At 70.8% G+C, this 14335-nt stretch carries 11 protein-coding genes and 3 pseudogenes; 6 read left to right on the top strand and 8 right to left on the bottom strand.

The features are described 5' to 3' along the window. Positions 1-124 precede the first annotated feature (124 nt). The 3 genes and pseudogenes from ACIQVL_RS33375 to ACIQVL_RS33385 all read left to right on the top strand — a co-directional run. Positions 125-346: pseudogene (locus ACIQVL_RS33375) on the top strand (hypothetical protein); the annotation flags it as partial. Between the two features lie 58 nt (positions 347-404). Continuing rightward, positions 405-923: a Pycsar system effector family protein gene (locus tag ACIQVL_RS33380; RefSeq protein ID WP_403427156.1), complete on the top strand. Its 519-nt coding sequence runs from the start codon at positions 405-407 to the stop codon at positions 921-923. Between the two features lie 27 nt (positions 924-950). Beyond that, complete coding sequence (locus ACIQVL_RS33385) at positions 951-1676, top strand: Crp/Fnr family transcriptional regulator (RefSeq protein WP_403427158.1); 726 nt, start codon at positions 951-953, stop codon at positions 1674-1676. 182 nt (positions 1677-1858) lie between these two features. On the opposite strand, the gene ACIQVL_RS33390 is transcribed toward ACIQVL_RS33385, so the two are convergent. From ACIQVL_RS33390 to ACIQVL_RS33425, 8 genes and pseudogenes are all read right to left on the bottom strand, one after another. Continuing rightward, positions 1859-3589: a hypothetical protein gene (locus ACIQVL_RS33390; protein WP_403427160.1), complete on the bottom strand. Its 1731-nt coding sequence runs from the start codon at positions 3587-3589 to the stop codon at positions 1859-1861. Further along, positions 3586-4986 carry a protein phosphatase 2C domain-containing protein gene (locus ACIQVL_RS33395; RefSeq protein ID WP_403427162.1) on the bottom strand — a complete coding sequence of 467 codons (1401 nt, stop codon included), beginning with the start codon at positions 4984-4986 and terminating at the stop codon, positions 3586-3588. The genes ACIQVL_RS33390 and ACIQVL_RS33395 overlap by 4 nt, the downstream gene beginning before the upstream one ends. A 2-nt stretch (positions 4987-4988) precedes the next feature. Then, complete coding sequence (locus ACIQVL_RS33400) at positions 4989-5669, bottom strand: hypothetical protein (RefSeq protein ID WP_403427163.1); 681 nt, start codon at positions 5667-5669, stop codon at positions 4989-4991. Positions 5670-5700: 31 nt separating this feature from the next. Further along, the gene (locus ACIQVL_RS33405; protein ID WP_403427165.1) at positions 5701-7419 is read right to left on the bottom strand and encodes a hypothetical protein; all 1719 of its coding nucleotides are present in this window, start codon (positions 7417-7419) and stop codon (positions 5701-5703) included. A 2-nt stretch (positions 7420-7421) separates the two neighbouring features. Continuing rightward, complete coding sequence (locus ACIQVL_RS33410) at positions 7422-9683, bottom strand: hypothetical protein (RefSeq protein WP_403477215.1); 2262 nt, start codon at positions 9681-9683, stop codon at positions 7422-7424. Next, entirely contained in the window at positions 9680-10480 is an 801-nt protein-coding gene (locus ACIQVL_RS33415) for a hypothetical protein (RefSeq protein WP_403477216.1), read from the bottom strand. Before ACIQVL_RS33415 ends, ACIQVL_RS33410 begins: the two co-directional genes overlap by 4 nt. 448 nt (positions 10481-10928) lie before the next feature. Beyond that, positions 10929-11546 (bottom strand): annotated as a pseudogene (locus tag ACIQVL_RS33420) (UDP-N-acetylglucosamine 1-carboxyvinyltransferase); the annotation flags it as partial. Then, entirely contained in the window at positions 11546-12085 is a 540-nt protein-coding gene (locus ACIQVL_RS33425) for an ATP-binding protein (RefSeq protein WP_403427170.1), read from the bottom strand. The pseudogene ACIQVL_RS33420 and the gene ACIQVL_RS33425, both read right to left, overlap by 1 nt. Positions 12086-12170: 85 nt before the next feature. Here ACIQVL_RS33425 and ACIQVL_RS33430 point away from each other — a divergent pair, with 85 nt between their 5' ends. From ACIQVL_RS33430 to ACIQVL_RS33440, 3 genes and pseudogenes are all read left to right on the top strand, one after another. Then, entirely contained in the window at positions 12171-13451 is a 1281-nt protein-coding gene (locus ACIQVL_RS33430) for a helix-turn-helix domain-containing protein (RefSeq protein ID WP_403477217.1), read from the top strand. Further along, positions 13448-13525: pseudogene (locus ACIQVL_RS33435) on the top strand (flavoprotein); the annotation flags it as partial. The gene ACIQVL_RS33430 and the pseudogene ACIQVL_RS33435, both read left to right, overlap by 4 nt. Positions 13526-13653: 128 nt before the next feature. Continuing rightward, positions 13654-14322 carry a hypothetical protein gene (locus ACIQVL_RS33440; protein WP_403427173.1) on the top strand — a complete coding sequence of 223 codons (669 nt, stop codon included), beginning with the start codon at positions 13654-13656 and terminating at the stop codon, positions 14320-14322. The last annotated feature ends 13 nt before the right edge of the window (positions 14323-14335 follow it).

Here is a 14335-nt window from a genome sequence, read left to right on the forward strand (position 1 = left end):
ACCACGAACGCCTCGTCGCCGGATCCGCCATCAACACCCCGAGCACGGAGCAGGCATCAGCCCGCCCTCCAGCCCTTTGATTTTCCGGCCAGAGGTCCCGGCCCCGAGGATATCCCCCTAGACGCCCCTAGCCGAGGTCCTGGAGGTGGGGGCCCGCGTCCGTGAACACGCCGACGCGCTGGCCGACATGTTCACGGAACTGATCCTGCGTCACGGCTCCGAGGAGAACTTTCACCGCCTACGTTCGTAGGCCCGTAGGCCCGTAGGCCCGTAGGCCCGCAGCGTGGTCCAGGCGGAGCTTTCACCGGCGTTGGACCGGAGGTTGCGGAAGCAGGCAGATGGGTAACGTCCTCCTGCGCCGGCCCGGCGCGCAAGTCCGCCAACCTCGAGGAGGGGCGCGTCCCGTGTCCGAGGGTGAGCCGGTGACCCGCGAGGAAGCGACCAAGACTGCCTGGCAAGTGCACTCCGTACTCGCCGAGTGGACCCGCACCGTGGACGCCAAGGCCTCCTTCGCCCTGGCAATGGAGTCCGCGGCCCTCGCGGGTGTGGTCGCGCTGTCCGGCTCCGGGCACCGGCTCGGTAGCGTCTCGGGCGTCCTGCCGAAGACGGCCCTGTGGACGGGACTGACACTGCTCGCCCTCTCTGCCGTGCTCGCGGTCCTCGCCGTTTTGCCCCGCCACAACCGTGCGGGCCGCGTACGCTCGGACCACGTCGGCGACTTTATCTTCTACGGCCACCTACGGCACTGGAGCCCGGAGGAGCTCGCCGACCGTCTCGGCCAGTACACCCCGCTGCCCGCGCTGACCCGCCAGTTGATCGACATGAGCCGCATCGTGTGGATCAAACAGCGGCTCGTACGGCAGTCACTGCTTACCGCGGTGGGCGGCTGCGTTCTGATAGCGGTCGCGGGCCTCACTGGCTGACGGCGCGGTGAGACGGAAAGGGCAGGGATGACCGCGGATTTTCGAGAGAGCGGCCCGCTCGGACAGGGGCCCAGCCGGACTCCGTTCTGGAACCTGCTGGACGCCGCGGCCCAGCGGACACTGCGCGAGGCGGGCAAGGTGACCGAATTCACCCCCCGGGAACACCTGCTGCAGCAGGACGAGTTCAGCGACCATCTTTTCGTCCTTGGTCGTGGCTGCATCAAGGTCACCACGGTTGCCGCCGCCGGTTACCAGGCGGTGCTGGCCCTGCGCGGCCCCGGCGACCTGCTCGGCGAACAGGCCGGTCTGGACGGCGGGCCCAGATCGGCGACGCTCACCGCCCTCATTCCGGTCCAGGCCCTGGTGATACCCGCCGAGGCGTTCCGGGCGGCTGCCCAAGACCATCCCGTCATCACCGGCGCCGTCCGTCAAGTGCTCTCCGCGCGCCTGCGGGCCGCAGACCGGCAGCGCACCCTGGTCGGCGCTGATCCGCTCGCCGCGCGCCTGGCCGGCCTGCTACTCGACCTCGCCGCCAGCCACGGCCGGCGCAACGCCTCCGGGGTCGTGGACATCGGTCTGCCGCTCTCCCAGGACGACTTCGCCGGCCTGGTACTCGGCTCCCGCAGAACCGTCAGCCGGGTCCTGGAGCAATGGCGGGCCGAGGGCTGGGTGACTACCGGGCGCACCCAGGTGACCGTCCACGACGCAGACGCGTTGAAGCGGGTACGGGAGGGCGGCCCGGCCGGGAGGTGACGGCGCAGGCCCGGGTCAACGGGTGGCGCGAGCGGCCGGAGTTCGCGGCACGGCGGCACGGCACCGCCCCGACCGCCTCGATGCAGGCGGTCGGCACGGTCCGGCACGGGGTGCGCGAGGGAAAGGGCCGGCCGGGATCCGCGGATCGGTTCGGGGGCTCGCGAGTAGGGCCGGACAGTGGTTCACAGATCGGACCAGGCGAACGTCTCCAGGCCGAACTCCCGAGCGACGGGGTTCCATACGGCGACGAAGTCCTTCTTCGCCGCCGTGGCGTCGGCGCTCGCCGAAACCGCGTCCTGCCAGGCGCTCGATCCGGTCACGGCGGAGGTCGAGCAGTTGCCCGACACGTCGTCGACCACCCGCACGTAAGCCCGGTCGGCCTCCTCCGAGCTTTGCCAAGCGCTGTTCAGGTCCGACGCCAGGCCGTCGGCCAGCTGGTCGAGGGAGAGCGTGTCCAGTTTCCCGACCAGGCTGGCCCGTGCATCGGCCGCGTCCTCGAAGACCTGCCGGTTTTCCTGGAGGTCGCTGCAGTTCATCATCGACTGCACGGCGTCGGAGACCCCGTGGCGCCGGTCGGTGTTCTGCGCCAGGAGCGTGTGCAGCGCCGTCGCCTGTGCCTCGCGCGTGTCCGTGGATCCGGTCCCGGACTGGCTCGTGCTGCCACTGCCGCTGCTGTCGGAGCCACTGTGCGTCGCGACCTGCCAGACGATCAGCGCGATGATCGCCAGCACGATCCAGAACACGACGGTACCCGTCCGTCCCGAAGAGGGCGTGCGCTGGGTTGCGTTGCGGGGAGGGTTGAAGGGGCCGGAGGGGAACGGGCCGGAGGTCTGCGAGGGCACCTGGCCGCCGACCGTGGTCCCTCGCGGGCCGGCGGGAGAGCGATGCGGGCCGGCGGGACGCGAACCCCCGGGACGCGTGTTGCCGGTAGCCGCACCGAACAGGCCCGGACCGGCCGTCGGCATACCCGCTGTCGGCCTGGTCGCGTTCTGTGGTTTGGTCGCTGTCGTCCCGGTCGCCGTCTGAGGGCCGGCCTGCGCGGCGGCCGGCCAGGTCAGGGGGGCGCTGTCGAAGGCGCGGCGCAGGGGATCGAGCCAGTCGCTGAGGGCGGGCCGGTCGGCGGCCGTCCGGCTCAGGCCGCGCTTGGCCAGGTCGGCCACGGCACCGTCCATCCGCCGCAGCGCGGCGACGTCCCGGCCGTGCTGCTCGTGCAGGAAGAGCCGCACCGCGAGCAGCGCGAACTTGTAGCGGTCGCCCTCCGGTGTCTCCGGTGCCTCGCCGTCGGGCAGCTGCCAGCCGGGCGTCTGCACGGGCTTGAGCACCCAGTCGCCGCGCAGTCCCATGGCGTCGCAGTCGATGAGGAAACAGCTGGGCCGTGCCCCGGACAGCGAGAACAGCAGGTTCTTCGGGGAGAGGTCGCCGGCCACCACACCGAGGCCGTGCAGCCGTTCCAGGGTGTCGGCCAGGGCGAGCAGCAGACCGAAGACCTGGCGGGGTGTCACGGTCCCCACCATCTTGTTCACGTAGGGCAGCGGGTTGAGCAGGAACTCGAAGCCCCGCGCCTTCCTCTCGCCCGACTGCACGGTGAGGAAGAACTCGTCCGGGATCTGCCGCATCAGAAAGCCGCGGACCTGCGACCCCTCGGTCACCAGCGCCGCGGGCCAGGCGGCCTGCTCGGCCAGCCACTGCCCGACCGAGTGCGGCTGCCCGGGCAGGAAGGCGACCATCCGTTCCAGCGCGTCGATCCGCAACTGCCCCTGGGAGTCCGGCTTGTACTCTTTGTAGGCGACTGGCCATTTCCTATTGATCAGTCGCTTCTCGACCGCCCAGACTTTGCCCTGCCCACCGCCCCCCAACGCCGTGCCCAGCACCAGATTCGAACGGGCGATCCGCTCCGCCCCGGACCCGGTCACGGGGCCCCGCCGGAGAGCCGGTGCCGGGGCCAGACGGCGAGCAGCGTGCGGTCGTCGTCGAAGGTCTCCCGGGAGAAGTCCAGCAGATGGGCCAGACCCCGCGCCTCGGGCGGGCGCACCGCCAGCTCCGCGAACAGCTCACCCACCATGCCGGAGCCGTCGCCGAGCGGATCACCGAAACCGTCGGTGCCGACCAGCAGGACGCCGTCGGCGGGCAGGGTGTACGTCAGCGGGCGGGACTGGGTCGACAGGCGCGGCAGCGCGATCACCGCGTTGCTGGTGATCTCGCCGGGAGCGCTGTTCTTGTCGCTCAGCAGCGGGTTGAACCGGCCGTGGTGCAGGCACCATGCCGAGGAGTCCCCGGCACGCGCCAGCGTGACCTGCATCCCACCGCCCTCGGCCGGTGCGACCGTGCCCGCCACCAGGGTCGTCGCCAGGGTCCGGTTCGCCTCCGCCAGGTCCTCCTCGTCCGGTTCCCGGCCGCGGGCCACCCGCATGAGCAGCTGATACCGGGCCGCCTGCAGCACCCGGGTCCAGTCGGGGCCCGGCCTGTCCTGATCCAGCTGCACCAGCAGGTCGTTGACCGCCGTACGACAGACCAGGGCGGCGCCCACGTGCGACTGCGCGGCCGACGAGACACCGTCGGCGACGGCGAAGACGACCGTGGCCGACGGTTCGTGCCAGGCGACGACCACGTCGTCCTGCCGCGGCCGCCCGTCGAAACGGTGCTGGTCCCCTCGTACGGAGGCCAGCCGCACGGTCAGCTCCGGGGTCGACCACCCGTCGAAGAGGGTGTCCGGCCGGTAGGGATCGCCGGGCGGCGGCTTGGGCTCCACATGGGCGGCGGGTTTCCCCAGCACGACCCGCCCGTACGGGTTCGAGCCGTGCCGGGAGTCCGGTGCGGACCGGTCGGCCTCGGGCTCTGGCGTCCCCGGTGCCGCGTGCCGTGGTGCCGAGCCGTGCTGCGGCGGAGCTACGGCCTGCCCGTCGGGAGGCGCGTGCCGCGGTGCCGGGGCGTATTGCGGTGGTGCCGGGGTGCGCTGCGGCGGGGCGACGCGCGGATCCCGAGTGCTCTGCGGTTCCCTGCCGTGGAACTGGTCGGCGCCCTGCTGCCGGGGCGTGGCCGGTCGCTGTCCGGGGCCGGAGGGAGGCGGGGACTCCAGGGCCGGGCCGTTGTACTCGGGTACGACGTAGTGCTCGACCTGGTAATCGGGCACCACGTACTCGGAGATGTGCCTGGAGGGCGGTGCCGTACCACCTCCACGCGGCGCGGGCAGGTGCCAGGCCTCGGCCTGGCGCGGGTCGGCGGCCTCGGTCGGGTCTGCGTCCGGCGACTCGGGCATGTCCTGCTGCTTGTCTTCCCGGCCCTTGTTCCGCCGGATGCGTGACCAGTCCACCGTCAGACCTCGTCGATCGCGAGGCGGAAGCCCTCCGGCTTCTCCACCGCCAGCTCGGCCTGCTGGCCGGCGGCCAGGGCGTTGGCCGATTCGACCACGCTTTTGGTGAGTGCGGTGAAGAACTTGGCGATCGCGTCGCCGAGCTGGGCACCGGGGATCGATATGAACGCGAACTTCTGCTCGGTCGCCACGGCCAGGATCGTCTCGGCCCGCGCCCCGCCGATCCCGAAGGCGATGACGTTGGGCGCAGCGCCGGTCACCTTGCGGTCCGTGAGCCGGCTGTGCGTCTGGCGCCACTCCTCGCCGCAGGTCGGCTGGCCGTCGCTGAGGAAGAAGACCGCGGGGCGCAGCACCTTGTACCCCTGTGACTTGAGGGTTTGCACGTCCTGCGGGATGCGCTCCAGCAGTGCGGCGAACGCCGCGTCGTAGTTCGTGCCGCCGCCGGCCGACAGCCGTGGCAGTTCGTTCTCGCTTCTCAGATCGGCCAGCACCAGGTGCTGCACGACGCTGTTGGAGAAGCCCAACACGGAGAAACGCACCTTGGCGGCGGCCATCGGCTCCCCCAGGAGCGCGACGTGCAGCGACTTCATTCCTTCGTTGAGGTCGCCGACGTAGCTCGACATGGAGCCCGATTCGTCGGCGAGGACGTACACCGGCAGCAACTGCCCAAGCGTCTCGGCCATCCCAGTTCTCCCCCTTTGTTGTTCAACCGCTCTATTGCTCCTGTGTGACAGGCCGAAGGCCCTGCGGGCAGTCGAGTCTCAACTCCATGCCGCCCGCGATCGCGCTCCGGCCCAGATGCAGCAGCGTCTGCTGCAACAGGACGGAGAACTGCACCGCCGACTGCGCGGGATCCGCGCCCTCGACGGCGACGACGCCCAGTTCGGGCCGGGAGGCGAGGCGCTGCACGACCCGGACCCGGTCCGCTCCGATGCCGCACGCCACCACGTGCGGATAGAACTTGTGCGCCATCAGATCGGCGTGTGCCGCCGGCCATTCGGCGTCGTCCTCGGCCTGCCCGACGGCCAGGAAGAACACGACGGGCCGCAGTACCCGGGGCACCTGCTGCTTCAGCCGTTCCGTCTCCAGCGGCACCAGGTCCAGCAGCCGCCGCAGCACCGGCCGGTAACGGCAGCCCGGTGATGTGTTCAGCCCCGGGACGCCGGTGCGCCAGGAGACCTCGGTGAGCGGCAGCACCACGTCGGCGCCGTCGGCGTAGGTGATCACCGAGAGCCGGATGGCGGCGGCCACGTCGGGGCTGTTGGCCAGCAGTGTCTGCACCGAGCGCAGCGCGTTGCCCAGGTCGGTGACGCAGCCGGCCGCGGCCTGCGAGGTGTCCAGGACGACGTACACCGGTATCAGTCCGCTCGGCGGCGCGACGGCGGGCGCCGGCGTGCTGCCGCCCCACTGCACGGGTCCGCCCTGCGCCGCCGCGGGCGCCGAGTAGCCGGCGCCGCCGGGTGTCGCGCCGGAGGCGAAGGAGGCCGGCTGTCCGGCGTCGGGCCGTTCCAGCACACCCGCGACTCCGGTGCCGGGCGCGCTCGGGCCGAGCACACCCTGGCGCAAGCCGGGCAGGTCGACCTCGCGTACGACGCCCCGCTCGATGAGGTACTTGACCATCTCGGCGTGCCGCTGGTCGCGGATCTCGTGCTGGGTGGCCTCGGTCTCACGGACCCGCGCCAGCAGTTCGAGGGCGTGCGTTGTCTCCTCGGGGTGGCGGACCAGGTGCTCGCGGATCAGGTTGTCGAAGTCGAGCCGGGTGTTCCCCAGCGCGGCCCGCTCCTCGGCCTGCCGGCGCCTGCGGCCGGCCGCCCTGATGTCCTCGATGTCCTCGTCGGAGTAGGTCTCCGAGCGTCTGGCGTCGTGAGCGTGCGCACCGAGCTTGGCCCGGCGCCGCGCTTCCTCCAGTTCCTGGATGTACCGTGCCGCGGCCTGGTCGGGCTCCATCTGGACCTTGCAGTGGTAGATGGTGATGCCCTCGGGGAGCGGGATCTCCCGGTCCAGTTCCTGGTTGACGGCCAGCTGCGCCGTCATGGCCTCGGTGATCGCGAACCGCGCGGCCTGCAGCCGGATGCGGTCGGTGAGGTATCCGTAGACGACCGTCAACGCGTCCCGTACGTTCCTGGACACCACCCTCGCCGGGTCATGCACCCGGAAGCCGATGTCGATCGTGGCCTGGAACCGGTGTCCGCCGTCCTTGCAGGTCAGCGGGGTCTTGCTGACGGACGCCTGGCGTCTGTGGTCGCTGAGGTCGACGACGTAGCAGGCCCGGTTCCCCCCGAACCAGCGCTGTCCGCGGGTGCGGACGGTCTCGACCTCGAAGGGGCCGCCCTCTACCGGGTAGACGATCGCCACCGAGGGCGGCAGGTTGGGCAGCTCGCCCACCCGACTGCGGGAGATCACCCGCTCGTTGAGAATCAGGGAGACGCTCATCCTCACACCCTCTCCATGTCGAGCTGCGCGTGCACCATGGCTGCCGTGAGGGGCAGCCCGACGATCCGGTCCGGGTGTACCCAGTCGTCGGCGCAGGAGCGCAGGATCCGGCCCGAACGCTGATCGCCGTGGGCGATGGCGCCGACCAGCAGCCTTAACATCTCGCGGAGTTCGGAGTCCCGTTCGGCCAGCTTCGCCCAGTCGCCGACGACCTGTTCCGCCTCGTCGTGGAAGAAAGACTCGTTCAGCGCCACACGCCACAACCACACGAAGGAGTCCCGCAGTTCGGGCCGCCGGTGTGCCAGGTACAGCAGCGTCGGCCACTCGGGCACCGTGGCTCCCGGGTCGACGTCCTTCGTCTCCACGACCACCTGTGCCGCGACGATCAGGAAGGCGAGCACCGCCGCCCGGCCGGAGCGGTGGTCGCCGGTCCTGTCCCGCAGCATGGGCAGCACCGAGCCGGCCGCGTCGGGATCGTCGGCGACCAGGTCGGCCAGCGCGCAGCCGACGGCCACCGCCACCGTCACGCTGTCCACCGCGAACAGTCGGGCGAGTTCCTCCACAGGGCGTCCCGACACCGCGCCCAGCCCGTGCACCCGGGCCGCGGCCGCCCGCACCTGGGGTCGCTCGTCGGCGTACCAGCCGCCCACCAGCGCGGTCGCCTGCTCCCGCACCCAGGGGTTCTGGCAGGCCACGGAGAGCGCGTAGGCGACGGCGGTGCGGCGCAGCGCGCTGTCGCTGCGGGCCCAGGGCCCCAGGACTCGGCGTTCGATGTGCCGGTAGGCCTCGGCGGCCAGCACGCCGAGCCCGGAGGCCGCCGCGTAGACGCGCACCTGCTCCGCCGGGTGCACCACCAACTCGTCGAGCCAGTCGAGGAGTTCGCTCTGGATCTCGTACTGGGTCCAGGCGTGCAGGATCACCCGGCGCGCGTACCCGGGGTCCTTGTACTCGATGATCGTCCCGGGCTCGCCGCCCGGCTTGTCCCGCTCCTGGGCGCGCAGGTGCTGCAGCTGCCGTCGCCGGGGCGTCTCGAACATGTCCTTGGACCGGACCGGGCGTCCGTCGGGCCCGGGCGCCCGGAGGTAGGGGCCGTCGTCCTCCAGCCGCTCGCGCAGCGAACGGGCGGCCTGGGCGACGTCCTCCTGCGGCAGCCCGTTGAGCACCGCCAGGGCGAGCGCGAAGCTGCGCGTGCCGGCGTCAGGCAGGCTCTCGGCCCAGATCTCGAAGTCCTCCGCCTCCAGCCGGGCGCGGTGTTCGCGCAGCCGGTCCAGGTCGACGACGCCGTGCAGGTCGTACTGCTCGATCATCGCGGCGGCAAGGTCCCCGGCCTGCCGGCAGGCCGGGAGGCCGCCCACCAGCTCGGCGATCACGTCGCGTACGTCCTCGCGCGCGAGCAGCCGGTCGGCGTCGCGTTCCCCCAGCCGCCAGCGCAGATGCGCGCGTACGACCTCCAGGGGCTGCGGAGCGTCCGCCAGATCCCGTACGCCGACGAGCAGTTCGCCGTCGGCGAGCTCGCCCTCCGTCACCGTGACGACCATCCACGCGTCCGCCTGGGACAGCGCGCCCTGTACCTTCTCGTACGTCTCCCGGCCGAGGTTTCCAATGTCCTCGGGCCGCTCCAGCAGGAAGCCGGCACCGCGCTCGATGACCCCGCTGTCGTTCTCCAACTGCTCGGCCAGGGACGCGAAGTCGACCCCGCTGTCCAGGTGGTAGACCGCGCCCCGGCATGCGCCGAGCAGCAGCCGTACGGCCATCGCGGACTTGCCGTACCCGGCCGCCGAGCGCAGGATCAGCAGCCGCTGTCTGGTGAGCGCCTCGCGGGCGTCGGGCATGTCGGCGGACGGGCTGTACGCGAACCGGACCCGTTCCGCGATGAGCGGGGACAGCGCCCGCAGCCTGCGTTTGTGCCCGCCGAGCACCACGACGTACTTGTCGCCGCCGACCATGTCGCCCTCGACGTTGGCGACGGCGTTCTGCAGCAGCCCGCGGCGTTGCGAACCCTGCCCCAGCTGACCGGTCGCCTCGTACGACTCCGCGCCCGGTCCGGACTGCGGAGGCGGCGGAGTCTCCGCCCCGCCCTCGCCTCCCGTGGCCGGCTGGGCCTGGGACGGGCCGTCCTGTCTGTCCTTCGGCGACTCCTGGCCGGCACCCGGGGCGGACGGTTTGGGCGCACCGCCCCCCGCGAGTCCCCCCGGCCCGGCCGCCGGCTGGCTCCCCCCTGGATCACCGGCGGCCGGGGGTCCTCCCGCAGCGGCCGTGGTCACAGCCGCACATTCCCCGTGTTGTGGACGGTCACGTGCTTGGGCCCGGCGACCTGGTCGCCCTGCACGGTTCCCGCGTGCTGCACGACGGAGGGCTGGCCAGCGGCGGGCGGCACGACGGAGGCCTGGTCGGTGGCGGTGCTCTGCTGCCCGTCCGTGTGGGGCGGCGACTCCTGGTCACCGGGCGGCGCGGTGGCCGGGGCGGGCATTCCCGGAGGGGCCGGGTAGCCAGGGACCGTGATCCAGGTACTGATCGTCTCACCGTGCTTGGTGGTGAGGTTGAACGGCAGATAGGCCGCGGGGTCGATCCCCCGGTGGCCGTGCCGGATCACCGCGCGATGGACCTCGTCCGACACGGCGAACGCCATCCGGGCCGACGGGGCGGAGGCGAGGACGTTGCGCAGCGGCTGGGCGTCGACGATCCGGCAGGTGGTGTTGACCGCGTCGCCTGACCAGCCGTGCTCGTCGTCCGTCGCCAGGCCCTGGTGCAGTGCCATCCGCAGCCGGACCGCGTGATCATCGTTGACCTCCTGGGCGTATTCGCCGAGTCCCTCGTCGAGTTCGCGCACGAACGACCCGGCGATCACCACGGGTGACACCGATGATCGGATGAGCATGAGCACGCCGTCGCCGCGGTCCTCGGACACGGTGTCCTTCGCGGCGAGCCCGGCACGCTCCATCGCGCCACCGAGAGCGCGGTACATCGCGGCCCGAACTCGTCGCTGCACAGGGTCTCGACGCGGGCTGAAATTCTCGATGTCCAGCGCGATGATCCAGTGCTGTGTGGCTTCCCCTGACATGTGCGGACCTCCCCCGTACTCCCCGCAAAGGTGCTGCCGAACGATCGGCTCCACCAGTAGACGGCATCCGGAGATAGCCAGTCCACGCCATTTGGCGTACTCGCGAGATTGACCGGAAATACTCTGCGGCAAGAGTTCGAGTGAGCTCTGCGCTGTTTCGCTCCAACCCACGAAGTGCCAGCTCGACCCTCGGCTCATCTGACTCAGGCCGCGTGAACAAACTGATCGGCGAGAACGGTCGGGAATCGGCGAAGTGACGTGCACGGCCGGGACCTTTCGGTAGCAACTGCCGTGTCGAAGCCCAGTCGCGCCAATGCGTCCCGTCATGCCCGTTGTACTCCGAACGGGCAAACTGGCTGCCCGTGCCTGGCCTGCCGGTTCGGCCATGGCCGCCTCTATCCGGCCTGGTCCCGCCGCTACATCTCGGACGTCACCGACACGGAGTGGCCAGTTCCGGCGAGAGGTTGGTTTCGCCCAGCCTGAGCGGACGTCCGGTCGTGACCGCCCGGAACAGGGCAGCCACCGTCGCACCGCGTGAGCGGAACGGTAGAACCAGGGACACCGTGCCGGTGCGGGGCACGGCGGCCTCGACGCGGTAACCGGCGTCGTCAACGACGCTGCGGTCGCCGAACGCCTCGTACACCTTGAAGTGCAGTTTCATTCCGCATGCGCCGATCCTGCAGCCGCCCGGCCACGGCAGCCGTGCTTCGCCATGCCGTGCGAGCAGGGAGGACATCAGGTAGTACGAGGCCCGGATACGGGCGGCCTGAGCCAGGTCAGGATGCGAGTGCACGACTTCGGCAGGCAGGATCACCACAGAGGCCGGGTCCTCGACGGGCTGCGCGATGTGCCAGCCCGACTGCTGCAGGAGCGTGAGCATGATGCGGACGTCCGTGTTGGCCGGGACGTTGCTCAGCCTCACCGGGCGGTTGAGGGCCGCCACTGCGGCCAGCATGGGGAGAGCCGCGTTCTTGGAGCTGTCGATGGTCACCGTTCCGGCGAGCGGCGGGCCGGGGCGTACGGCGATCACTTCAGCGGCCGTTCCTGGGGCGCGGGTCGTCGTCATCAGCAACTCCTCTGCAAAGGGAAAGGAAAGGCGATCTCCGGATCCAGACCGGTGGTCACGCCGATGCCGGTGGTCACGTCGATCTCGGCCCAGCAGCGCTTGTCGATCTCCGTCGGCTCGGCGCCGTACCGGTTCGTGAGAGCGGCGACGAGGAACAGTCCCCTGCCGCTTTCGCGGTACGGATCCGGCAGACCGGGCCGGGGCAGCACCGGGCAGACGTCGCAGACCTCGATCCGCAACGCGGCCTCGTCGAGGCGGCCGGTCAGCGAGACCTGATCAACGCCGGCGTGTCGGACCGCGTGGGTGACCAACTCGCTGATCACGAGCTTGGCGGTCTGCACCACTCCGGTGGTGAGTCCCGCGTCCCAGCCCTCCATCGCGTCGGCGGCCTGGTGCCGGGCGCGGCGACCGCGGTCGGTACGGCGGGTACGGAGAGAGCGAACTGGTGCGCCGTCACGAGCTGCCTCCTGGTTCGGTGCGGCTGCTTCACGCAACCGCACCGGAGGCAGGCGCGGCCACGGCGTGTGCTGGTGCTGCATGACATATGCAGGAGCTGCATCGCGGCCGATCACCGCTCGGCTACGTTCGGTTGAGCAGGCAGGATCGGCGGCGGCAGGAGGGGCCGTGGCACAGAAGGCTGACGCACAGAGTGAAGCGAGACGGATCGGCGAAGTGATCTGTCAGACAAGCGTGTTACAGCGACGCTCACAGAAGAACGTTGCTGCCGCGCTGGGTTATCACCAGTCGCAAGTGAGCCGCCTGGAGAGCGGCAGAGGCACGGAGGACGTGCGCGTGCTGCGCGAGATCGCCGCCGCGCTGGACATTTCACCGCACCGTCTCGGCCTCGCCGCCACCCCCGACGCGAGCTCCGCCGAACCCGGAACCGAGGACATGCACCGCCGTACCTTCCTTGCCGCGAGCGTCGCCGCGCTCGCGACTCCGCCGTCGCCGACCGCAGCCCATCTCGACCTGATCCAGGCCCTGCTGCCGGGCACGCTTCCCCCCGCCACCGGTCAGGACCTCGGTATCGACGGACTACGGGACCGGGTCCGGGCCGTTCGCCAGCTGCTCGGCATGTGTGACTACACGGAGCTGGAGCAGACCCTGCCGGGTCTGATCGCCGACCTGCGCCAGGCCGCCGCCGGCTCGTCCGGCTCGGCGGAGGCGTCCGGACTCCTGGCAATCGTCTATCAGACGTCGGTGAGCCTGCTGTTGAAGCGAGCGGACCAGGGCAACGCCTGGCTCGCGGCCGGCCGCGCCATGGCCGAGGCGGAACGCTCCGCGGACCCCGTCGTGCTCGCCGCCAGTGTCCGCGTCCACGCACACGTTCTCCTGCGGGAGAAGCACGCGGCCCAGGCCGTGAACCTGATGCGCCACACTGCCGATCAGCTCGGCGGCTCCTACGACCAGCGGTCGCCCCGGTATATGGCGGCGGTCGGCCTGCTGCTGCTCCGGGGAGCCACCGCCGCCAGCAGAAACGGTGACCGCGACAGTACCCGCGAGTTCCTCCACGAAGCCAAGGAGGTGGCGCGCCACGTCGCCTTCGACCAACCGGACGCCTGGGCCAACTTCAGCCCCACCAACGTCGCCCTGCACGAGGTCAGCGGGGCCGTCTCCTTCGGCGACGCAGGCATCGCCCTGCACACCGCCCGCCCCCTCATGCGACGGCACATCCCCGTACCCGAGCGCCGGGCCGCACTCTGGGTGGACGCCGCCCGCGCCTACAGCCAGCAGGGCAGACTCGCCGATGGCTACCAGGCCCTGCGCATCGCCGAGAGCTGCGCGGCACAGGACGTCCGCCGCCCGGCCGTACGCGAACTCGTCGCGGACATGGCAGCCCGCGATCGCCGCCGGACACTGCCCGAACTACACCACTTCAGCCGCCAACTGGGAGTACCCGCGTGAGCGATCAGCCCGACACGCCGTTCCTCCAGATCGTGGTCTGCGCGGCCGGAGTCGCCGCCGACGTCGGTCGGCTGCACCCGTCGAGCAATGTCCTGAACGACGGAGAACGGGAGGGCAGAGGATGCGACCGTAGCGGTGGGTGGTGCTCGTCGGGTGGTTCCGGTCTCCGGGCGGTGTCGGTGGCATCGGGTTGGATACGTACGTGACTGTCTATGACGTGGCCCGCCACCTTCCCTCCATCGCCGACCTGCGGGACCTGAGCCGTTCGCTGGCGATGCTCGATGCGATCTTGAGTCCGGATTGGGAAGGCCGGTACTACTCCTTCAACGCTGATTGGGCCGACGGCGAGGAGATGGCCTCGATGCGCAACGGGTCGGGGGACGAGTACTCCATCGTGTTCTCGACGGCCGGGGTCTATGTGCGCGGCTTCTGCCATGAGTCTCCGATGAGCCCGTACAGCAATGATGGCGAGCCGTGGTCGGGAGTGATCGACGAGGTCCCCGAGCTCTTCAAGCCCTTCGTCGAGGAGCCGGCCTTCACCGATGAGGACGGCGTGCCGGTCGTGACAGCCTGCTTGTGGCGGGGCGCGACGGATGATCGGTGGCGTCACGGCGTGATCGAGTTCCCCGAGAGTGCTGTCGATCCCGATGGGGCGACGGGCCTGTTCGAGCTCTTGGTCGACCGCACGCCGGAAGCGTTCCAGCGCTTCGCCGAGGACTATTACGAGGTCTCCGTGGACCCGGTGGTGGTGAGCCACGTGCTTGCCCTGCGGCCGCTGAGTCAGACGCTTGTGTCGCTGCTGAACCCTGAGGTCAGTCTGACAGACCTGGCTCAGGACATTGCCGAGATCGGCTATCCGCAGCCGAAGTAGGAGCCAGGGCCTG

The organism is Streptomyces sp. NPDC090499, from assembly GCF_044769305.1.
GTDB lineage: Bacteria > Actinomycetota > Actinomycetes > Streptomycetales > Streptomycetaceae > Streptomyces.